This is a genomic window from Mucilaginibacter sp. JRF, from assembly GCF_015223065.1.
Taxonomy (GTDB): domain Bacteria; phylum Bacteroidota; class Bacteroidia; order Sphingobacteriales; family Sphingobacteriaceae; genus Mucilaginibacter.
In genome coordinates, this window is the sequence record NZ_JADFBY010000001.1 from 797,442 (window position 1) to 818,346 (window position 20,905).

At 43.4% G+C, this 20,905-nt stretch carries 21 protein-coding genes; 6 read left to right on the forward strand and 15 right to left on the reverse strand.

Features of this window, described 5'->3' with window-relative positions; genetic code table 11:
- Window position 1: 1 nt before the first annotated feature.
- Window positions 2-2,038, forward strand: a complete 2,037-nt coding sequence (locus IM792_RS03245; protein ID WP_194100235.1) for an alpha-galactosidase — start codon at window positions 2-4, stop codon at window positions 2,036-2,038.
- Window positions 2,039-2,099: 61 nt separating this feature from the next.
- On the opposite strand, the gene proC is transcribed toward IM792_RS03245, so the two are convergent.
- Both proC and argB read right to left on the reverse strand, forming a co-directional pair.
- Complete coding sequence (gene proC, locus IM792_RS03250; RefSeq protein ID WP_194100236.1) at window positions 2,100-2,915, reverse strand: pyrroline-5-carboxylate reductase; 816 nt, start codon at window positions 2,913-2,915, stop codon at window positions 2,100-2,102.
- 2 nt (window positions 2,916-2,917) lie between these two features.
- On the reverse strand, window positions 2,918-3,709 hold the full coding sequence (argB, locus tag IM792_RS03255) for an acetylglutamate kinase (RefSeq protein ID WP_194100237.1): 792 nt from the start codon (window positions 3,707-3,709) through the stop codon (window positions 2,918-2,920).
- 375 nt (window positions 3,710-4,084) lie between these two features.
- On the opposite strand from argB, the gene IM792_RS03260 reads away from it, so the two are divergent.
- Window positions 4,085-5,329, forward strand: a complete 1,245-nt coding sequence (locus tag IM792_RS03260; RefSeq protein ID WP_194100238.1) for a sodium:proton antiporter — start codon at window positions 4,085-4,087, stop codon at window positions 5,327-5,329.
- A gap of 72 nt (window positions 5,330-5,401) precedes the next feature.
- Here the strand turns inward: IM792_RS03260 and IM792_RS03265 are convergent, their stop codons facing one another.
- The 8 genes from IM792_RS03265 to IM792_RS03300 form a co-directional block, all read right to left on the reverse strand.
- Window positions 5,402-6,349 (reverse strand): N-acetylornithine carbamoyltransferase, encoded by a 948-nt coding sequence (locus IM792_RS03265; protein WP_194100240.1) that lies wholly within the window; start codon window positions 6,347-6,349, stop codon window positions 5,402-5,404.
- A gap of 69 nt (window positions 6,350-6,418) precedes the next feature.
- A complete protein-coding gene (locus tag IM792_RS03270; RefSeq protein WP_194100241.1) occupies window positions 6,419-7,546 on the reverse strand; it encodes an aminotransferase class III-fold pyridoxal phosphate-dependent enzyme in 1,128 nt (375 codons plus the stop codon).
- Between the two features lie 41 nt (window positions 7,547-7,587).
- Window positions 7,588-7,908: a four helix bundle protein gene (locus tag IM792_RS03275; RefSeq protein WP_194100243.1), complete on the reverse strand. Its 321-nt coding sequence runs from the start codon at window positions 7,906-7,908 to the stop codon at window positions 7,588-7,590.
- Between the two features lie 58 nt (window positions 7,909-7,966).
- A complete protein-coding gene (gene argC, locus IM792_RS03280; RefSeq protein WP_194100244.1) occupies window positions 7,967-8,983 on the reverse strand; it encodes an N-acetyl-gamma-glutamyl-phosphate reductase in 1,017 nt (338 codons plus the stop codon).
- A complete protein-coding gene (locus tag IM792_RS03285; RefSeq protein ID WP_194100246.1) occupies window positions 8,961-9,371 on the reverse strand; it encodes a cupin domain-containing protein in 411 nt (136 codons plus the stop codon). Before IM792_RS03285 ends, argC begins: the two co-directional genes overlap by 23 nt.
- Before the next feature lie 37 nt (window positions 9,372-9,408).
- A complete protein-coding gene (gene argG / locus IM792_RS03290; protein ID WP_194100248.1) occupies window positions 9,409-10,596 on the reverse strand; it encodes an argininosuccinate synthase in 1,188 nt (395 codons plus the stop codon).
- A 30-nt stretch (window positions 10,597-10,626) separates the two neighbouring features.
- Window positions 10,627-11,286 (reverse strand): GNAT family N-acetyltransferase, encoded by a 660-nt coding sequence (locus tag IM792_RS03295; protein WP_194100250.1) that lies wholly within the window; start codon window positions 11,284-11,286, stop codon window positions 10,627-10,629.
- 603 nt (window positions 11,287-11,889) lie between these two features.
- On the reverse strand, window positions 11,890-12,270 hold the full coding sequence (locus IM792_RS03300; protein ID WP_194100251.1) for a winged helix-turn-helix transcriptional regulator: 381 nt from the start codon (window positions 12,268-12,270) through the stop codon (window positions 11,890-11,892).
- 104 nt (window positions 12,271-12,374) lie between these two features.
- Between IM792_RS03300 and IM792_RS03305 the strand changes: the two genes are divergently transcribed.
- A complete protein-coding gene (locus IM792_RS03305; RefSeq protein ID WP_194100253.1) occupies window positions 12,375-13,115 on the forward strand; it encodes a 3-oxoacyl-ACP reductase family protein in 741 nt (246 codons plus the stop codon).
- A gap of 169 nt (window positions 13,116-13,284) precedes the next feature.
- On the opposite strand, the gene IM792_RS03310 is transcribed toward IM792_RS03305, so the two are convergent.
- The 5 genes from IM792_RS03310 to IM792_RS03330 all read right to left on the reverse strand — a co-directional run bounded on the left by IM792_RS03310 (window position 13,285) and on the right by IM792_RS03330 (window position 19,406).
- Window positions 13,285-14,307: an LLM class flavin-dependent oxidoreductase gene (locus tag IM792_RS03310; protein ID WP_194100254.1), complete on the reverse strand. Its 1,023-nt coding sequence runs from the start codon at window positions 14,305-14,307 to the stop codon at window positions 13,285-13,287.
- 77 nt (window positions 14,308-14,384) lie between these two features.
- The gene (locus IM792_RS03315) at window positions 14,385-16,394 is read right to left on the reverse strand and encodes an FUSC family membrane protein (protein WP_194100256.1); all 2,010 of its coding nucleotides are present in this window, start codon (window positions 16,392-16,394) and stop codon (window positions 14,385-14,387) included.
- A 139-nt stretch (window positions 16,395-16,533) separates the two neighbouring features.
- Window positions 16,534-17,484, reverse strand: coding sequence for a hypothetical protein (locus tag IM792_RS03320; protein ID WP_194100257.1), 951 nt, complete (start codon window positions 17,482-17,484; stop codon window positions 16,534-16,536).
- A gap of 134 nt (window positions 17,485-17,618) precedes the next feature.
- Complete coding sequence (locus tag IM792_RS03325; RefSeq protein WP_194100259.1) at window positions 17,619-18,518, reverse strand: helix-turn-helix transcriptional regulator; 900 nt, start codon at window positions 18,516-18,518, stop codon at window positions 17,619-17,621.
- A gap of 66 nt (window positions 18,519-18,584) precedes the next feature.
- Window positions 18,585-19,406: an SDR family NAD(P)-dependent oxidoreductase gene (locus tag IM792_RS03330; protein WP_194100260.1), complete on the reverse strand. Its 822-nt coding sequence runs from the start codon at window positions 19,404-19,406 to the stop codon at window positions 18,585-18,587.
- A gap of 169 nt (window positions 19,407-19,575) precedes the next feature.
- On the opposite strand from IM792_RS03330, the gene IM792_RS03335 reads away from it, so the two are divergent.
- The 3 genes from IM792_RS03335 to IM792_RS03345 are packed head-to-tail and all read left to right on the forward strand — an operon-like array spanning window position 19,576 to window position 20,891.
- On the forward strand, window positions 19,576-19,932 hold the full coding sequence (locus tag IM792_RS03335; RefSeq protein WP_194100261.1) for a nuclear transport factor 2 family protein: 357 nt from the start codon (window positions 19,576-19,578) through the stop codon (window positions 19,930-19,932).
- 12 nt (window positions 19,933-19,944) lie between these two features.
- Window positions 19,945-20,298, forward strand: a complete 354-nt coding sequence (locus IM792_RS03340; RefSeq protein ID WP_194100263.1) for a DUF1330 domain-containing protein — start codon at window positions 19,945-19,947, stop codon at window positions 20,296-20,298.
- A gap of 17 nt (window positions 20,299-20,315) precedes the next feature.
- Window positions 20,316-20,891 carry a Crp/Fnr family transcriptional regulator gene (locus tag IM792_RS03345; protein ID WP_194100264.1) on the forward strand — a complete coding sequence of 192 codons (576 nt, stop codon included), beginning with the start codon at window positions 20,316-20,318 and terminating at the stop codon, window positions 20,889-20,891.
- Window positions 20,892-20,905 lie beyond the last annotated feature (14 nt).

Here is a 20,905-nt window from a genome sequence, read left to right on the forward strand (position 1 = left end):
TATGTTCATCAACCTGAAAAATATATTAAAAGCGGCGTTTATTTGCTGTGTTGTGATGCTGTCGGCTTTGGCTAATGCACAACCAAAAATCATAAAGATACCTTATGGTACAAATAAATACATCAGCTATAACCTCACAACAGGTTTGTATGATGTCTATCAAAAAGGGGAGAAGATCTTTACGCATATATCAGCATCGGTAATTGTTAATGGGCAAAGCTTATCATCGGCGAAATATACAACCCGCACATACGCCAAGGCAGCTATAACCACCGGGTTTGGCAAGGGCGTAAAGCATACAGTTACTTTAACGGGTAATGGATTACCAAGTATGCAACAGGTGTTTTATAACTATAATACCGATAGCTTTTATACACAGCTGATACTTAAAGGCAAAGTCATATCATCCAATAATATGGTGCCGTTTGAAGGCGGTTTTAAGCAAGTTAAGGGTGATGTATACTCACTGTTTATGCCTTTCGATAACGATACCTTTATCAGTTATAATGCCAAGCCATTTAAAGGTAGCGAGAAGGTAACCAGTGCCGAGGTGGGGGTGGTGTATGATAATACCTCACGCAACGGATTGGTTGTTGGCTCGGTTGAACACATGCAATGGAAAACGGGAGTGACCACCACTGCCGGGAATGATAACGCCATAAAGGTAACTGCCGGATACACTGAAGAAGCTGTAACCCGCGACAGAATAGCACACGGAATGATAAGTGGTAATGAGGTTGCTTCGCCGCTAATATTTGTTGGCGATTTTGCAGATTATCGAACCGGGCTTGAAAATTTTGGCAAAGCTAACCGCACTGCCGAGCCGCCTTTTGTAGCTAAATGGACTAAACCCACACCCGTTGGCTGGAACAGCTGGGGTGTTATTCAGGGTGATATAAACTTTGATAAGGCCATTAAGGTGGCCGACTTTTTTGCCGATAGCCTGAAAGGGTTTCGTATAGATAGCACGGCTTATATCGATCTGGATTCGTACTGGGATAATATGCTGGTGAACAAGAACGGCGAACGCGATTTTTCAAAGCTGAAAGAGTTTGCCGACCATTGTAAGGCCAAAGGTTTGCAGCCGGGTATCTACTGGGCGCCGTTTACCGACTGGGGTTTTAAATCGGGCCCCGACAGAAAAATGGAAGGCAGCGACCATACCTGGAGCGAAGCCTGGACAAAGACAGGGGATCAATATCATGAATTGGATGGTGCCCGTGCTATCGACCCGACGCATCCCGGTACGCAGGCACGCATTAATTACATGATAGATCACTTTAAAGCATGTGGTTTTACCATGATTAAGATCGACTTTTTAGGTCATGCAGCTGTGGAGTCAACCGGTTTTCATGATAAGAGTGTTACCACCGGTATGCAGGCATATCGTAAAGGTATGGAGTATTTGATCAAGCGGATAGACGGACAAATGCTCATCTATGCCGCTATATCGCCAAGCCTGGCCAGTGGCAGATATGTGCATACACGCCGTATAGCCTGCGATGCCTTTAAATCCATAAAAGATACCCGATACACCTTAAACAGCGTAACCTACGGCTGGTGGCAAAGTTATGTGTATGATTACATAGATGCCGACCACATTGTATTCTCTACCGAAAGCGAGGGAGCCAACCGTGCCCGCTTATTATCAGGCATTATTACAGGCACATTAATTACCGGGGACGACTACTCAACTAATGGCCCCTGGAAAGCACGCGCCAGAGAGTATCTGCAAAACCCGGAATTATTAGCCATCGTAAAAAATGGCAAGGCATTTAAACCGGTTGATGGCGATGTTGGCGATGGCGCATCGGCGGTATTTGTAAATAAGATAGGCAAGAGATATTATGTAGCGGTGTTCAATTATACTGATAAGGAAACCGATATGAATCTTGATGCCAAGCGTTTGGGCATACCGGCGGCAAGCACGGTTACTGAGATATTGGGCAAGCAAAAGTTAGGTTCATTCAGGAGTGAAATGAATGTTTCGCTGTTACCTGCGGATGCTATTATTTACAGGTTTGATGCTGACAAGTAACCCCTCCTAAATCCTCCCCGAAGGGGGAGGACTTGATGAATATCTTAGTTGTGGTGTGAGGTTAATCTTCGTGGTAAAGTTCACCTGCCTTTTCGGCTGAGAACTTGATGCCTTTTATCATGGCCGAACTGAAGCCGTGGTGCTCCATCTCATTTAAGCCGGCAATTGTACAGCCTTTTGGTGAGGTTACCTTATCAATTTCCTGCTCAGGGTGCGATGATAATTGCAACAGCAGGTCGGCAGCGCCTTTGGCGGTTTGCGCGGCCATGCGTAAAGCATCCTGTGCATGGAAACCGATCTCAGTACCACCCTGTGATGCCGCGCGTATCGACCTTAAAAAGAATGCTATACCACAAGCGCAAAGCGCCGTGGCCGAGGTCATCAATTCTTCGTTGATCTGTATGGTAACACCAACGGTGTTGAATAATGAGCGCACAATATTAACATTTTTAGGTGTACCGTTATCGGTAGCGATACACGTCATGGATTGGCCAATAGCAATGGCCGTGTTAGGCATGGCCCTTACTACCTGTATGTTCAATTCCAGGTAACGGCGAATATCATCACAGCTAACGCCCGATATTACTGATACCAGCAGTTGTTTCTCTGATTTAATGGCCGGTTTTATCTCATCCAGCAGTTTATTCAATTGCTGTGGCAAAACCGCCAATACCACAATATCAGCCTTTTTAACGGCCTTTATATTGGCCGATGTGGTTTGATAACCCTGTTCTTCGTACTGCGCCAACGCCTCAATATTACGGCGTGTAAGTATAACCTGCGATGGCTGGCATATATTGGCGGTAACCAATCCCTTTGCTAATGATAACCCAATATTACCGCTGCCTAAAATGGCAATTTGCTGATTTGCATTCATAATTAATTACTTAACCTTGTCCCAAATGGTTGTTTCTCTTGCAGACGACCTAAATCGTCCGACTTCCCTATAATCACTGATCTTACTCCGCAGGCAATGGCCGAAAAAGCATTATCAAGCTTTGGCAGCATGCCGCTATGTATAATTTGTTGTTCCTTTAGTTCCTGATATTTTTCAGGGTTGATGTCGCGGATCACCGAATCCTCATCATTAATATCATGCAATACACCTGCCTTTTCAAAGCAGTATATCAACGTTATATCGTAAAGCTTGGCAAGCGATACCGCCAATGCCGATGCTATGGTATCGGCATTAGTATTTAGCAACTGTCCCTCACCATCGTGCGTAATGGCGCAAAAAACGGGTGTAAAACCCGCATCAAGCAATCGGCTGATGTTGTCAGGATTTATAGATTGTGCATCAATATCACCCACATAACCATAATCGATTGTTTTTACGGGCCTTTTTTTAGTACGGATAAAATTACCATCGGCACCGGTAAGCCCTATAGCGTTTGTGCCGAACATTTGCAGCTGCGCTACAATATTCTTATTTATCAATCCACCGTATACCATCGTCACTACCCGTAAGGTTTCAATATCCGTAATCCTGCGCCCGTCAACCAGTTTAGCTTCAATGCCCAGTGTTTCTGATAGCTGTGTAGCTACCTTGCCACCTCCGTGAACCAATATTTTATCACCCTCAAGTGCTGTAAAGTCCTTTAAAAAGCGGTGCAGGTTTTCTGAGTTATCAATAACGTTGCCGCCGATCTTTATTATATGTAATGATCTCAATGTTTTTCTAAGCTGTTTACGGTCACTGTGATAACAATGAAATCCGTATTGAAAATATTAAAAATATATGTGCAAAAATAACAAATGGAATGATTTTATTATAAAATGTGGTGTTTTCAATAAATAAATGACGATAATTAGAAGATTATGACCTTGTTTTGAACTGTATGTTTGACATTATCTACGTATTAGGTCAATATTTCAGTAAAAATGCTTGTGATTTGTTAATTCTATATTAAAAGTAGCTAAAACCTATTAAAATATAATTTAGGCAATATTTATGGCTTGTATTGGGTCGATATAGTAAAGCGTGGGTATTACGTGCTAAACCTTTTAACAATAATGATGTTAGGGTTTAAACATCTATCAGGCTAAATGGAACTATTTGTAATTATTTCATTACTCATTATTTTAAGCGCGGTATACTCATACATCAATGCAAGGTTTATTAAACTACCGGGTACCATTGGGGTAATCGCTATAGCCATCGTTGGTTCAATAGGGATAATCATTACCAATAAACTGAACCCTGCGTTGGCCAAGCATTTAACCGAATTGGCACATAGTATTGACTTTTCGCGTACGGTGCTCAACATTATGCTCGGTTTTTTACTATTTGCAACCGCTTTCAGGATAGATACAGCTAAGCTTAAGCAATACTTTAGGCCGGTGCTGGTACTGAGTACAGTTGGTGTACTACTATCCACAGCTATTTTTGGTTGCCTGATGTATTATGTTACACAGCTGCTTGATCTGAATGTGCCGTTATTGTATTGCCTGACCTTTGGCGCATTGGTTTCACCCACCGACCCGGTAGCGGTATCGGCCATTATCAAGGAATCAAAACTACCCAAGAACCTCGAAACCATTGTTTCCGGTGAGTCGCTTTTTAATGATGGTATAGGGCTGGTGCTTTTTATAACCCTGCTCGAAATAACCGACGCCGGTGTTAAGAATACCGATTTTAACAAAGCTTTTGTAATGTTTGTACAGGAGGTATTTGGCGGCATTGCCCTGGGCGCTTTTACCGGTTACCTGGCATTCAGGTTGATGCGTTCAATTACCGATTTTCAAACCATTGTACTGGTATCATTCGCGCTGGTTATGGGTATTTCAGTTATTTCTACATATTGGCACCTTTCAATCCCGCTGGCTGTGGTAACCGCCGGGTTATTTGCAGGTAGCAGATCAATTAATATTGATAAAAACGAACGCTCGCACCAGGAGCTTGAGAGTTTTTGGGAGCTGGTGGATGAAATGCTGAATACCATCCTGTTTGTAATGATAGGGCTTCAAATGATCAACATACCGGCCATTGATAATTACTGGCTCATAGGTAGTGTAGCAATAGTAATATTGCTGATGGCACGCTGGCTGAGTATTATGCTGCCGATAACCTTTCTGCGCAGATCACTCAATGTAAATTATGGTAGCATCAATATCATGACCTGGGCAGGGGTAAGGGGCGGTATATCCATAGCGCTGGCGCTTACCTTGCCGGCATCAGCGCATAAAGGGATTATCCTCTCGGCAACTTATTTCATAGTGATATTCTCGATAATTGTACAGGGCTTAACCCTGAACAAAGTTATAAATGCCTGGTACGGCGATAAGAGTTGAGCACGTGTAGAATAAAAAATCCCCTCATTCTATATTTTAGAAGGAGGGGATAATATCTTACTCAACAGTAAATTAAAGCGCTTCAAGCATCTGCTTTAATACCGCCTGTGCGGCCCATTCACGGTTGCCAGCTTCGTGCACCACTACGGAGTTTGGTCCGTCCAATATCTCGTCAGATAACTCAAGGTTACGGCGCACCGGCAGGCAGTGCATAACGTTGGCATCATTGGTTAATTGCAGTTTTTGGTTATTCAGCATCCAGTGCTCATTGCCGGGCAATACCTTACCGTAAGGCTCGTAAGCCGACCAATTTTTTACGTAGATAAAATCGGCGCCGTTTAATGCCTCATTAAAGTTGTTAGTGATAGTAGCTCCGTTAGTGAAATCGGTATTCAACTCATAGCCTTCGGGGTGAGCGATGGTGAAATCAACATCAGCCTTGCACATCCATTCGGCAAATGAGTTAGGCACAGCTTGAGGCAAGGCTTTGATATGCGGTGCCCATGCCAAAACTACTTTCGGACGCTCGGTTTTCTTTAACTCCTGAATAGTAACCAGATCGGCCAGACTTTGCAGCGGGTGGCGTGTGGCTGATTCAAGACTAACAACCGGCACACCACAAAACTCTACAAATTTGTTAAAAATGGTTTCGCTATAATCCTCCTCACGGTCTTTTAGCCCCGGGAACGAGCGTACACCAATAATATCAACATACTGCCCCATTACGGCGGCCGCTTCGCGTATGTGTTCAACGGTAGTGCCATTCATGATGGCGCCGTCTTTTAGTTCAAGTGCCCAACCTTCTTTGTCAACATTAAGCACCATAACGTTCATGCCCAGGTTAAGCGCGGCCTTTTGCGTGCTCATTCGGGTACGCAGGCTCGGGTTTAAGAATACCAGCCCCAAAGTTTTGTTTTTACCCAAATGCTGATGAGCAAAAGGGTTTTGCTTAAGCTGTAAAGCTTCGGCAACAAGAGCATTAACATCGGTTACATCGTGAACAGAAGTGAAAAGTTTCATGTATGGGTTGACTTTTTATATGGTACAACTTGTGCCCGTGGCGAGCTGCTCACCACAGGCACAGTAAAATTAATTTTTTAAAACAGTTGCAAACACCTCTAAAAACTGATCGGCATGTGCTTTGGTTAAATTAAGTGCCGGTAATAGCCTTACCACGTTCGGTTTGGCCTCGCCGGTAAATATGTGATGCTTGAAAAGCAGATTTTTACGCACATGGCTTAATTCTTCAGGCAGTTCAATACCTATCATCAAACCACGACCGCGAACTTCTTTTACCTGCTCAAATTTCTTTAACTCTTGTATCAGGTAACCACCCACTTCGGCTGCGTTTTGCAACAGGTTATACTGCTCAATAACCTCAAGCACGGCTAAGCCGGCAGCGCAAGCCAAATGGTTGCCACCAAAGGTAGTACCCAGCATGCCATAGGCTGGTTTTATTTTAGGCGAAATAATGATACCACCGATAGGAAAGCCGTTACCCATGCCCTTAGCCATGCTGTAAATGTCGGCATCAACACCGGCAAAATCATGCGAGAAGAATTTACCTGTGCGGCCGTAACCACATTGTACCGAGTCGGCTATAAATACTGCGTTATGCTCATCACATAATGTTCTGATCTTTTTCAGGAAGCTTTCGGTTGCTACCTGTATGCCGCCTACGCCTTGTATGCCTTCAATTATTACCGATGATATTTCGTTATTGGCGAATGCTTGCTCCAGGGCAGCTTCATCGCACCAGGGCAAAAATATCACGTTGTCGGTTTCGTTAACCGGGGCAACAATCTTAGGATTATCAGTTACCGCGACAGCCAATGATGTACGACCGTGAAAAGCTTTGCGGAATGCGATAACTTTCTTTTTACCATTGTAGAAAGAAGCTAATTTCAAAGCATTCTCGTTAGCTTCTGCACCCGAGTTACAAAGGAAAAGCTGGTAATCTTCCTTACCCGATACATGACCCAGTTTTTCGGCCAGTTGCTTTTGCAATGGTATCTCTATGGAGTTTGAATAGAAACCGATCTGGTGCAATTGATCTTCCAAACGCTTTACATAATGCGGGTTGGTATGACCGATGGAAATTACGGCATGGCCACCATACAGATCAAGATACTCGGTGCCCTTGTCATCATATACAAGGCTGCCGGTGCCTTTAATAATATTTATTGGGTTGATAGGATATACGTCGAACAGATTCATTTATCTATTAAGGTTAAAGGAGAAAGGTAAAAGGATAAGGGTCATTTTTCGTTTCGTAAAAACTTAATGAAGGCTATTAGCATCGCCTTTACCTCATTTATCTCCTGATTAATAATATCATACTTGTCTTTAGGAATGTATCCCAGATCGAAGATCAGATAACAAGTATATTCTACTTCATGTGCTGAACCTAATGCATTATCAAGATAGTGCGCAAAGTCCTTATTGGTATTCTTACCACAACCTTCAACTATATTTAAAGGTATAGAGTAAGTTGATTGTCTAGGTACGATCTCTGTATAAACTTGTTTGGTAAGCAAATGAGCTTTCAACCAAACATCCAGTTTTTTATAATCTCTCATAACCTTTTTTTATTCCTGTAGCTACCTTTTCCCTTTCACCTATATCCTTTTGCCTCATTTAAAAGCCTATCGCTTTCAATCGTAATCCGGCGCGTTCATCCAGACCAAAGAGTAGGTTCATGTTTTGAACTGCCTGGCCTGACGCGCCTTTAAGTAAATTGTCTATAATGCTTATTATTAATAATTTATTGCCGTGTTTTTTAACCTGAATAAAGCATTTGTTGGTATTCACTACTTGCTTTAAATCAATATTACGATCAGCGACATGCGTAAACTCCTGATCTTTGTAATAGTCTGTATATAGTGCCAATGCTTCCTCTTGCGTAAGATTGCTGTCAGTATATATCGAGGCTATAATGCCACGCGTAAAATCACCACGATAAGGAATGAAATTCAATGCACCCCAACCGTTTGAGGTAGGTGTGAACTCTGACTGCAACTGATCAAGCGACTGACCTATTTCATTTAGGTGCTGATGGTCAAATGCCTTGTAAACAGATAGGTTGTCATTTCTCCAGCTAAAGTGTGAGGTGGTTGAAAGGCTTTGCCCCGCACCGGTTGAACCTGTTGTGGCTGTAATATTAACCTCGCTGGTAATTAAACCCTTTGATGCAAGCGGCAACAAACCCAATTGCAAACAAGTAGCAAAACAACCCGGGTTGGCTATGTTTTGAGCCTTGCGTATGGCATCCCTGTTAAGCTCAGGTAAACCATAAACAAAGTTTTTACTGCCAATGGTCGCCTTTGGCTTTAAACGAAAATCCTGACTAAGATCAATGATCTTTACAGTATCCGGGATAGGGTTAGCTTCTAAAAACTTACGCGCATCGCCATGGCCAACGCATAAAAACAGCACATCAATATCTGTTAATAGTTCGGATGCGAATTTCAGGTCGGTATCTCCAAACAGATCGGTGTGTACCTCATATACATAATTGTCCGCATTGCTGTTGCTATGCACAAAAGCAATTTCAACATTTGGGTGATTAATGAGTATACGTAGCATTTCGCCACCGGTATAACCGGCACCGCCTATGATTCCTGCACGGATGTTAACCGAGGTTTGTTCTGTCATTTTTTGTAGATGGATATGAGTACAAAATAAATTCCAGGTCGGCATCCCATTTATTACTGATGTAATGATGCTGACCCGGTTTAATTTCAATGCCCTGCTGCTCGCGCAGTGTATGCTCGGCACCGTCAATAACAAAGGTTGCCCTGCCTTTTAATATAAAGAACAGTTGCGTTGCCTTTTCATGGTAGTGCAACTGTTCGGCAGTATCAGGGGGCATCAGCTCCTGTTTAACGGATAAATCGTCAGTATCAACAAAGGTCCAGCCGTGGCAATCATCGCCCCATGTATAATGATTAAGGCATTCGCTTTTTGAAAAAATAGGAGCCCCCCAGCCCCCTAAAGGGGGAGTAGTAGTAGTTACGTTAATATTTTTATCAGTATTGCCCATTATTTTTGATTAATTCCCCCTTTAGAGGGTAAGGGGGCTATGGGTTAACTTTATGATAGATCATTACCTGATTGCCAAATATTTTTGAGAAACCTTTAACGTCCTCACCACTCCAGGCATTGTTCATTTCACCGTAGCTACCAAATTTGTTTGACATCAAATCGTGATCTGATTCAATACCTACTATTTGGAAACGGTAAGGGTTAAGCTGAACGTACACTTTACCGCTAACAGTTTTTTGAGTATCTGTTAAAAAAGCTTCCATGTTACGCATAATAGGGTCGTGGAATTGGCCCTCGTGCAACCAGTTACCGTAGAATGATGCCAACTGATCTTTCCATGATAGCTGCCATTTGGTAAGCACATGCTTCTCTAAAGTATGGTGAGCCTTAATGATCACAACCGGAGCCGCAGCCTCAAAACCTACACGGCCTTTAATACCTATGATAGTATCGCCCACGTGAATATCACGGCCAACGCCGTAGGGCTGCGCAATAGCTTGCAGTGCCTGTATGGCTTTGGTCGGGTGATCGTAACGCTCACCGTCAATAGCAACCAGTTCGCCTTTTTCAAAGGTTAGCTCCAGGTTCTTTTCTTCGGTAGCGGTTACTTGCGTAGGCCATGCTTCCTCGGGTAAACCCAGGTTTGAGGTAAGGGTTTCTTTACCACCAACTGATGTACCCCAGATGCCTTTGTTGATCGAATATTTGGCTTTCTCAAAATTCATTTCAACGCCGTGTTTTTTAAGGTACTCAATTTCCTCCTCGCGGCTCAGTTTAAGATCGCGGATAGGGGTAAGTATCTTTACATCCGGTATCAGGATGTTGAATATCATATCAAAACGTACCTGATCGTTACCGGCACCGGTACTGCCATGGGCTACGTATTCGGCACCAATTTCTTTGGCGTAATTGGCAATGGCTGTAGCCTGGCTAACACGCTCGGCACTTACTGACAGGGGGTAGGTATTGTTTTTTAATACGTTACCATAGATCAGGTATCGCACGCAGCTATCGTAAAAGTTGGTAGTTTCATCAACCACGTGATGGCTGGTTACGCCCATTTCAAAGGCGCGCTTTTCAACGCTCTTTAATTCTTCGTCGCTAAAACCGCCTGTGTTTACAATTACCGAGTGCACCTCTAAGCCAAGGTCGCGGGTTAAATAAATGCAGCAAAACGATGTATCTAAACCGCCGCTGTATGCCAATACTACTTTTTTCTTCATTATATATGTTTGTTCAACCGGGTTAAAAGTTTAAACCTTTGCTAATAGTGATACAATTTTTGATGATCCGCGCAGGGCATTCTCAATACGTTCGAGCAGGGTAGCCTTGTGGGTTATCTTCTTTAATTTATTCTCAGCCTCTTTGGCTTTATCGGCCGGATCGTAAAGCATGGCGGTGCACATGCAGTTTTTACGCCCCTTGCTCATTAAAATATCATAGTTAACGCAGCTGGTGCAGCCTTTCCAAAAATCCTCGTCCTGCGTAAGCTCTGAGTAGGTTACAGGCTCGTAACCAAGGTCAGAGTTGATCTTCATTACAGCCAGGCCGGTAGTTAAACCAAATAGTTTAGCATCAGGATATTTGCTGCGCGATAGTTCGAATATTTTTTCTTTGATAGCCTTTGCCAGGCCCACTTTACGAAAGTTGGGGTTAACAATAAGACCTGAGTTGGCAACAAACTGCCCGTGGCTCCATGTTTCAATATAACAAAAGCCGGCCCAGGTGCCATCCTTATGCAGAGCTATAACAGCTTTACCTTCAAGCATTTTGTTAGCCACATACTCGGGCGAACGCTGTGCTATACCGGTACCGCGTGCTTTAGCAGATTCAGCCATCTCATCACATATCTGCTGCGCAAAATCAACGTGCTGTGCTGATGCAACTAATATATCAAAATCGTTTATGGTCATTAAATAATAAAAATGATTGCTGTGAACCAAATGGTTAACCATGTAACCTATTAAGTAATCAGATGATTTTTTGTTGACGGGTTTTTAAATAAAAACACATCAGAGGGTTGTAGTAGTTTAAATTAAACCCGGGGGATAAACAATCGTCGTCGTGACGGAATACACATAAAAATAACTGTAACCAAAGCATTGGCAACAGGAGCAAAAATTGCTCTTGTAACTGGCTTATATAAGCTTTGCTGGTTCATTTATACAGTATTTATTGCGTTTTTTAAATTTTGTGCAAAGTATCGTATTAATTTTTATTTATGCAAGAAAAAAGTGCACGAATTAATAACTTAACAATACATAATTACAATTGGTTGAAAAATGCCAATAACCTATCAAACCATCAGGTAGTTAAGCCATAAAAACTTTATGACCAAAACAAGTGTTCCTCACAGGTAAATACAATTGTTTTGCACAGATACCTGAATGCATTGTTCAACTTTCAATCCAGGCGATACTTCTGCCCGAACTGATATTACAAACGTCAGCCGGATGAACAGGGTAGTTATAACTGCGAGTGACGAACTTTCGGTAAATAATGATGTAGAATTTGATTTAAACTTCAACAACTTCTGCCATTTTAGCATTCAATTTTTTACCGGCAAGCTTTCCCCATTCTGCCATCGTTTTCAGCATGGGTTCCATAGTATGGCCAAATTGTGTTATCCCGTATTCAACCCTCGGCGGAACTTCTGCATAAACCAGCCTGCGTACAATGCCATCCTGTTCCAACTCACGCAGCTGTGCTACCAGCATTCGTTCAGATATACCTTCTATCGCTTTTTTTAGTTCGTTATAGCGCATCTTGTTATACATCAAACGGCACAAAATGGCAGGTTTCCATCTGCCACCAACTATACGTAAGGCTACTGCCATGCCGCATGTATAAATAATGCGTTTTTCGTTCAATGCGTTGGTTGAGGTTTCTTTTCTCATTTCTTACTTTTTTGTTAGTACCTGACAATTTATTGCCAGCTATCAAATTTAAAGTATTGGAATTAGGTTTGTGTCATACAAGAAAAACAATATCAAAAATCATCATGAAAAAGTTAGCAAATAAAGTAGCCCTTGTAAGCGGTGGCAGCCGTGGTATAGGCGCTGCAATTGTACGCCGTTTAGCGGCAGATGGCGCAAAGGTTGCCTTTACCTACAGCCGCTCGGCCGAAAAGGCAGACGCTATAGTTGCCGAGATAAACGCGGCGGGCGGTAGTGCTATAGCCATAAGTGCCGACAGTTCTATAGCTGCCGATATTATTAACTCGGTAAATAAAACCGTTGCCGAATTTGGCGGCCTGGATATATTGGTTAATAATGCCGGTATCTATATAGGTAAAGATTTTCCGGAGCATACCATTGAGGAGTATGATCAGGTTATGGATGTGAACGTTAAAGCGGTATTTGTTGCAGCCTTAGAAGCTGTGAAACACCTTAAAGCCGGCGGACGCATTATTACCATAGGCAGCAATATGGCCGAAAATGCCATTGGCCCGCAAACAACTTTATATACAATGAGTAAATCGGCATTGCAAGGCTTTACACGCGGCCTTGCTCGCGATTTGGGCCCTAAAGGTATTGCCGTTACGCTGGTACAACCCGGTCCAACAAATACCGATATGAACCCCGACAATACCGAGCAGGCAGACTATGCACGCAGCCGCATGGCATTGGCAGAATATGGCACGGCTGAAGATGTTGCCGGGCTGGTGTCTTTCCTTGCCGGTGACGAGGGTAGGCAGATCACCGGATCGTGGGTGACTATTGATGGCGGTTTTAACGCATAAGGTTCTTATCACCCAGTTTTGAACTTATAATTAAAGGCGATATGCTATTTAGCAGGTATCGCCTTTAATTTTTTCATAAACTCGCCAAAGGACAATATTTTTTTAATGGTGAATTAAACAAAGGTTGACCATAGCCGCCCTTTGTTTAATTATAAATATTACCATTGTTTTATCGCCATCCAAGCCCGGGTGCTACGTGTTCAAGTATTGATGACAGTACATGAACATTATAGTCAACGCCTAAAGTATTAGGGATCGTTAATAGTAAGGTGTCAGCTTCCTGAATAGCCTCATCCTGGGCTAATTCCTTTATCAATTGATCAGGTTCGGCGGCATAGCTTTTTCCGAAGATCGCCCGTTTATCCGCCTCAATATTGCCAATCTTATCGGCACTGCCTGCTTGTTGCCCGAAATAATATTTATCCTGATCGTTCACCAGCGCGAAAATTGAACGGCTGACAGAAATCCTCGGCTCTCGAGTATGCCCGGCTTTCTTCCAGGCTTCTTTATAAAGCCTGATCTGTTCTGCCTGCTGTATATGGAAAGGTTTGCCGCTTTCATCGTATTTTAACGTTGAACTTTGCAAGTTCATGCCCTGCTCTGCTGCCCAAACAGCTGTAGCGTTAGAGGCAGCGCCCCACCATATCCTTTCACGTAATCCTTCTGAATGAGGTTCTAAACGCAACAACCCCGGAGGATTCGGAAACATAGGATAGGGGTTTGGCTCGGCAAATCCTTCACCGCTAAGTTTATTCAAAAAATCCAAGGCGTGCCTGCGGCCCATATCGGCATCGGTTTCTCCATCGGCCGGTTCGTAACCAAAATGTCGCCAACCATCGATCACCTGCTCCGGCGAACCCCGGCTGATGCCCAATTGTAAACGCCCGCCTGAGATGAGGTCAGCCGCACCTGCGTCTTCAACCATATACATCGGGTTTTCGTACCGCATATCAATAACGCCTGTACCAATTTCTATTTTATTTGTTTTAGCCCCGATGGCTGAAAGCAGCGGAAAAGGTGAAGCCAGTTGGCGTGCAAAGTGATGTACCCTGAAATAAGCACCATCCAAACCCAATTGCTCGGCAGCCACAGCCAAATCGATCGACTGAAGCAGCGTATCGCCTCCGGTCTGTGTTTTATATGCCGGGTGGTTTGACCAGTGTCCGAATGATAAAAATCCTATCTTCTTCATAATTATTCAAATATTGAGTTTGAAAATTAATTTAATGGAAAGAATGTATTTTTTTACTTATCGCTTATATATAATCATCACATGGTTCGGCGCTCATGGTATAATTCGGCAGCTAAATAAAGCAACAGGGTAGTGCCTTTTAGCAGTGCAGGTTTTTCGGGCAGCTGCAAGGCTTTTTGTTCTTCATAACTCAAATCTTTTGCCGATAAATATCGCAAGGCGGTATCTAAGCGATCAACAGATGGTTTTGCATCCTTTTTTCTTGAGGCTAAAAATATCGAAGTAATGATGGCATTGATACGGTAATTCAAAATTTGCAGCTTATCTAATGCTATTATATTATGCTCATGGGGTTCGGGGCGGGCGTGGCCAATGGCCTCGGCCAGCTGAGCCAGGCGTTCGTGGGCAATTTTTCTGGTCAGCCAAATATCCCGTTGATTGGGACTGTTCAACACAGCTTCCAAATAAACGCGGTTACCTTTAATCGCTCTATCCAACAACTCTTTTAAACGTGAACCCACCCAAGCCGGGAAAATGTACATACCCGCAACGCCCAGCAAACACCCCATAATGGTATATACTACCCGTGCCGAAAGTATGGCCGTCAAAGCACCATGATACAGGTTAAGGCATAGCACCACGCATACGGTTACACAAACAACGCTCCAATCATATTTAGGCCGGTTCCAAACAAAAAAGCCAAGCAAGGCAAAGGCAGCAATGGTTAGCAATACCGGTGTGTAGGGTATAACTATTATTAAACCGAAAGCAATACCCGCGCCTACCAGTGTACCCACCACCCGCTGTATGTTGCGTTGCCAGGTAACAGCTAACTGCGGGCGGGTAACAATAACAATGGTCAGCAAGCACCAGTAGCTATACTGATCGGATGAAAATAGGGTGATGATCAGGTAACCGGTTAAAAGCAAAGCGCTTAACCTAAGCGACATACGGAACACAGGCGAGTACCAATTTAGATGCCTCAACAGGCGATTTTGCCAGGAGCCGCCCAGTGTCAGGAAATCCTGTAAAGCAATTGCTTCGGCCGGTGTATCTTCAGCTTTATGTTCTTGTATAGCGTTTAGTTGATCATGTATAGCACGTACATTGGTCAAAATACCTTTAACTACAGCTGCTTCTTCTGCGGCGAGTTTTTCAGTAAGTGTGTCTAACTGTTTGTAATGATCATTAAACTCTGGCACTATGGTTGACTCAGGGTTTTGGTATGGCCATTTGCGGCCTACATAGCGTGCCTGAGCTGCCAATAGCTGTATCAGCTTTTTGCTATGCTCTAATATACCCAATTTGTTTAGCTGTTGCCTTACCGCATCATAATCGTAATGCATGGCTGTAACCAGCTCGTACAAACCAATAATGCGGATGGAAGCGTTGACCAGATCTTGCAGTTCTGCCTGTTGTTTTCGTATGGCACGCCTGTCGCTTAATAGTAATTGCCTTATGTTTTCCTGTTTTTGGGCGATGTTGAGGTGAAGTTTTATGGTGCGTTTATAGCTATCCTCGAGTGGGATGGAGGTATCATAACACATGGCTTTGGCTTCCAAAACATTGGCGGTAGCTAATAGTGCCTCCCGCAAAGCCTGGTGCAGTGAACGGAACGGCAACAAATATACCTGGAGCAAACTAATGCCGTAATACCAGCAACAGCCCTCTAAAATATACAGACTAAAATATAGCGGATTAGCCGGTTTTAAACCTAATGTAAATATCATCAGCGCAATGCTCATGGTACCTGTTGCTGCCGAACGTGCGCCAAAAGCCGCTAACAACGCCAATACAAAAGTGAAGACGACCAATGCCGCCCCGCCCCAAACCGCCTGACTTACACAAATAGAAAACAGCAGCGCGGTAACAAAAAACACCCCAATGTTCCATAGCGCGTTTTGAGTTTTGTGCCTGCGATGGCCGGGCAAATCGGTAAGGCTAACCAGCAGGGCACCAACCGTTATACCGATACCCGTTTGCGGGTATTTGTTATACAGTAATAATAAAGGTAATATCACCGCTACCGTATTCCGTAGCGCATCGGCCATCGGTTCGCGGAAACGTATTTTAAGTTTATTGGTCACCCGGCAAAGTTAAGCATACCTATTGTAAACCAAATGCCACGTTCAATGCCTCGTATTTGCCCAATTAACGTACATTAAAAATAAAAACCCCAAAGCATATCCGCTTTGGGGTTTTTATTTTGATTTATTCTTCAGGGAATTATGGCAATAATATCCTGTTAACTGTATTGTCGCTACTTGCGTAATACAAATAGTTTTCGCTATTGGCTAATACGATAGCTTTTGCATTAACGCCGCTTATTATGGTTTCAAGGGTGTTATTTTTAATTCTTTTAATGGTTCCGTCATAATCAATAATGATGTAAATTTCGGTACCGGCCTTGTTGACCGCAACATCAGATATGGTGGCATTTGGGTTAAAGCTCGGATACAGCTCGGTTGTAGCTGATGAGGTTACTTTGAACAAACGGCCGCTGATAGCAACATACTTTGTTGAATTTGAATTAGCTTCAAGGGTAAAAGCATTTTTAGTTGATGATATAGTCTTTAACTCACCTGTAATAGCGCTGCTTTTGATTACACCAAGTCTGCTGCTGTATTGCTCGGCAGGTACATTAACAGAATTGGTAATAAAGTTAAAATAAGTACCGTCATGTCCCTCGTCAATACTTCCGAAAGAGCCGGTACCAAATGTTTCAAAATGAGGGAAGTACTTAGTGACAGCACCGTTTTTATATAGAACAATGCCGTTTTGTGATTGCGCGCCTACATTACCGTTGTTTAATACCGCTACTGAACGCGGACCGTTACCATATTCCGGGTCGTCAAAATAATCGGCGCTAATGTTGAGGGTAGTTACACGGTTATAAATACTGATCTTTCTGATAGCCGCATTGTTGTAATCGCAAACATATATTGAGCCGTCGCCATCAACAAATAGGTCATAAATATTATTGAAACGGGCGGCATTCCCTACGCCGTTCACAAATCCGGATTCGTTTTTTTTACCGGCCACAAGTTGTGGTGTAACAGCGGCGGTTTTTAAAGTTTTTGATTGATCCTGAGATTCAGGAACGATAGCGGCTTCGCGCTTACAGCAAACAAGGCAAAGCAATAACGCTCCGCATAGCAGTGTAAATGTGTTTTTCATGGTATAGATTTGATTTATAATTAATTAAATCAAATCTGCGTATATAATTTCAATTATAATTTTTCAATAATTGTCATGTATACTAAAGTGTGAAATACCTCGTTTTTGGGCAATCAAGTGAAATATATCATCTATTAATTTACAGGCACGGCTTTACTTTTACGATGCTGTAACGGACTTAAACCCGTTTCCTTTTTAAATAGTCTTGAAAAATGAGGTACGCTCTCAAAACCGAGAGCATAAGCTATTTCTGAAACATTACTTTCATCAAGCATCAAACGGTTTTTAGCCTCGGCTATCAGGTGGATATGTATCAGTTCGGTGGCAGTTTTACCGGTTTCCTGCTTAAGCAGGTCACTCAAATACCTGCGCGACATGTTCAGTTGCGATGCGATGTGCGCAGGGCTGGGCAAACCTTTTAAGGTCAGCATACCATCGGCCATGTAGGCATTCATTACCGTGTTGAATTTAGTAACTGTTTTACCGCTTAACTCCTTACGGCCAATAAACTGGCGTTTGTAAAACCGTTGCGCATATTTTAATAACGAATCAATATGCGCCAGGATGATCTCGCGACTATATTCGTCAGGGTTATCACGATACTCGCCATCTATTTTTTCAAAAATATCCCACACTAATTGCTCCTCACGTGGCGATAGGTGCAAGGCTTCATTGGTTTCATAATCAAAGTAAGAGTATTTTTCGATAAGGCTATGCAATGGGTGCCCGTTAAGATAATCCTCATGAATAAAAATCACAAAACCATCTTCCTCATGCTCCAGATCTTTAAACTCCATTATTTGACGGGGTTTAACAAACATCATGCTCCCGGTATCGTGGTCAAACCTGGTACGACCATACCTTATGATACCCGCCCGTAGTTTCTTGAACCCGATCATATAAAAATCAGATGTAAATTCACGGTCGCCCAGGGTACAGGTGTGCGAGCATCTGAATATACTGAACAGGGGATGGGCAGGCGCGGGCATCGCATTATAGCGGTGCATATTTGCCAGGTGTTTAAAGTGTTGCATTGTGTTGATTGTTAAAACAAATCTACGCCATAAACAGGCGCAGATCTGTCAACCTTGTTTCATTTATTATTTACCTTGCGCGGTAGCCGAAATCTCTCTCCAGTTTTCCCACTCGGCAAAACGGCTATCATAAACCTGTTTAACCCAAGGCAAACCCTGGTTGCCTAAGAATAACCTTAACGGAGGGTTTGGCTCGTCGATCAATTTCAGCACTGCCGGTATGGTAGCTTCCGGAATACCCCACATGGCATCGTTAGCGGTACCGTCAAAAAATGCCTTGCGCACATCATCGTATGCAGGCAATGTTTCGGTACGCAGGGCTGATGCACCGCTCCAATCGGTAGCGAAGCCATTAGGTTCTATCAGGGTAATGTTAATGCCAAAGTCTTTCACCTCAGCGGCCAGTGTTTCGCTCAGGCCTTCCACCGCGAATTTAGAGGCATTGTATAGCCCCAGGATAGGTAACGTTACCAAACCCAACACGCTTGATAGTTGGATGATATGGCCATGGCCTTGCTCGCGCATTACAGGCAATACCGCTTGTGTAAGCCACAGCAAACCAAAAAAGTTGGTTTCCATTTGTTCGCGGGCTTGTTGCTCGGTGGTTTCTTCAATGCTGCCGAATAAGCCGTAGCCTGCATTGTTTATCAGCACATCAATACTGCCAAAATGTTGCTTGGCTTGCTGTATGGCCGCTATATCCGCCGCGCGGTCGTTAACGTTAAGTTCGAGGGGTAAAATACGGTCGCCATATTTGCTGATCAGATCATCCAAAGTACTCAGGTCACGTACGGTAGCTACTACGTTATCGCCTCTTTGTAAAAATGCTTCGGCCCAAAGCTTGCCGAATCCACGGGAAGCACCGGTTATAAAAATTGTTTTTGCCATTGTTTTAATTATTAATATGTAGGCAAAGCTATAGTGCTTACAACGACGCTTCTTGTCTGAAAGTAGGAATTATTTGCCTGCTTATACATAGTTGCAGATGGTGGCCATATATTTTAAAGTCTTCAACTACCTGAACTTTTTTCCGGCCCCGGCCCACGACCTTTGGGGTATGGAAAACATAAAAAATATAGAGCAAACCATTCTCACTTATACAAGTGCATGGAATGAAACAGAACGCGAAGCCATTATGGCCAAGATCACCCAATGTTGGGCACCCAATGGTACTTATACCGATAGGTTGACGGATACCATTACAGGGAAGGATGCCATTGCCGACCTCATCATCAGCTCATACGAGCAAATGGGCCCACGCAAATTCAAGGTACTGGCCGAGCCGCAGGTGCATCATCAAAGCGGTCGTTTCCGTTGGCTGGCTATCCGGCCCGAAGGTTATCCGATTGAGGGTATGGATTATGTTGAGTTTGATACCGAGAACCGCATCACCCGCATTGTTGGATTTTTTTAAACCCTGAAGATCATGAATATTACATTTCCGGATATTGAAACAGGCCAGGGGCCTGTGCTCATGTTGAATATGGTTAAGTTTAAGGACAAACAGATATACTATGAACAGTATATACCGGCTTTCGGGCAGGTAGTGCAGCAGCTTGGTATTGAGGGCGTAAGTGTAAAATTGGTCAGTAAAGTAGTAGCCAATATAGTTGCCGACGAAGGTGATGATTGGGATGAGATAGTATTGGTGGAATATCCCAGTGCCGAAGCGTTTAAAACCATAGCGCAAAGCGAGGTCTACCACCAGATAGCCAACCCGCTTCGCGAGGCTGCTACGGCCGAACTGAAATTACTGATGACGCGCAAAATTGACTTTTAAAGGTTATACTTGCTTACATGTCTGAGTTGATATTATCAAACTTTGCTATGCACATAGCACTTGCCCCTGATGAGCAGGAGCAAGTGCTTGCCTTGTTGCAACGCAAAACCGTTGCTAAACGCAGTATACTGATACAGCCCGGCGAGATAGAACGGTACATTTATTTTGTTGATAAAGGTTGCCTGCGCATGTACCATACTGATAAGGACGGGCAGGAGCATAACCTCTGCTTTTATCCTGAAAATTGGTGGGCTTGTGATATTGTTAGCTTTTTTAAGGCGAAGCCTGCCACCAACTCCATCCAGGCGTTGGAGGATACTGAAGTGTGTTATTTTAGCTTGCCTGCTCTCGAACGGTTATTTACCGAGGTGCCGAGGTTTGAGCGCTTCTTCCGAATCCTTACACAAAACGGGTTTGATATGTTTCAGCGACGGGTAACTTCCAACCTGTCAAAAACCGCCGAACAGCGTTACCGCGAGTTTCGCCGGCATTACCCGGGACTTGAACAGCGCATATCGCAAAAGCAAATTGCCAGCTATTTGGGCATTACCGCTGCATTTTTGAGTATGATGCGTAAGGAAAAGGATCTGTAACGATCATCCAATTG

Bases quoted from the DNA above. Each gene is read 5' to 3' on its own strand.
- IM792_RS03305 (WP_194100253.1), top strand. From the start codon at position 12,375: ATGAAAAAGTTAGCAAATAAAGTAGCCCTTGTAAGCGGTGGCAGCCGT.
- IM792_RS03265 (WP_194100240.1), bottom strand. From the start codon at position 6,349: ATGAAACTTTTCACTTCTGTTCACGATGTAACCGATGTTAATGCTCTT.
- IM792_RS03345 (WP_194100264.1), top strand. From the start codon at position 20,316: ATGTCTGAGTTGATATTATCAAACTTTGCTATGCACATAGCACTTGCC.
- IM792_RS03335 (WP_194100261.1), top strand. From the start codon at position 19,576: ATGGAAAACATAAAAAATATAGAGCAAACCATTCTCACTTATACAAGT.
- IM792_RS03340 (WP_194100263.1), top strand. From the start codon at position 19,945: ATGAATATTACATTTCCGGATATTGAAACAGGCCAGGGGCCTGTGCTC.
- IM792_RS03260 (WP_194100238.1), top strand. From the start codon at position 4,085: ATGGAACTATTTGTAATTATTTCATTACTCATTATTTTAAGCGCGGTA.
- IM792_RS03275 (WP_194100243.1), bottom strand. From the start codon at position 7,908: ATGAGAGATTATAAAAAACTGGATGTTTGGTTGAAAGCTCATTTGCTT.
- IM792_RS03295 (WP_194100250.1), bottom strand. From the start codon at position 11,286: ATGACCATAAACGATTTTGATATATTAGTTGCATCAGCACAGCACGTT.
- IM792_RS03285 (WP_194100246.1), bottom strand. From the start codon at position 9,371: ATGGGCAATACTGATAAAAATATTAACGTAACTACTACTACTCCCCCT.
- IM792_RS03245 (WP_194100235.1), top strand. From the start codon at position 2: ATGTTCATCAACCTGAAAAATATATTAAAAGCGGCGTTTATTTGCTGT.
- argC (WP_194100244.1), bottom strand. From the start codon at position 8,983: ATGACAGAACAAACCTCGGTTAACATCCGTGCAGGAATCATAGGCGGT.
- IM792_RS03330 (WP_194100260.1), bottom strand. From the start codon at position 19,406: ATGGCAAAAACAATTTTTATAACCGGTGCTTCCCGTGGATTCGGCAAG.
- IM792_RS03300 (WP_194100251.1), bottom strand. From the start codon at position 12,270: ATGAGAAAAGAAACCTCAACCAACGCATTGAACGAAAAACGCATTATT.
- argG (WP_194100248.1), bottom strand. From the start codon at position 10,596: ATGAAGAAAAAAGTAGTATTGGCATACAGCGGCGGTTTAGATACATCG.
- IM792_RS03325 (WP_194100259.1), bottom strand. From the start codon at position 18,518: ATGCAACACTTTAAACACCTGGCAAATATGCACCGCTATAATGCGATG.
- proC (WP_194100236.1), bottom strand. From the start codon at position 2,915: ATGAATGCAAATCAGCAAATTGCCATTTTAGGCAGCGGTAATATTGGG.
- IM792_RS03270 (WP_194100241.1), bottom strand. From the start codon at position 7,546: ATGAATCTGTTCGACGTATATCCTATCAACCCAATAAATATTATTAAA.
- IM792_RS03310 (WP_194100254.1), bottom strand. From the start codon at position 14,307: ATGAAGAAGATAGGATTTTTATCATTCGGACACTGGTCAAACCACCCG.
- IM792_RS03320 (WP_194100257.1), bottom strand. From the start codon at position 17,484: ATGAAAAACACATTTACACTGCTATGCGGAGCGTTATTGCTTTGCCTT.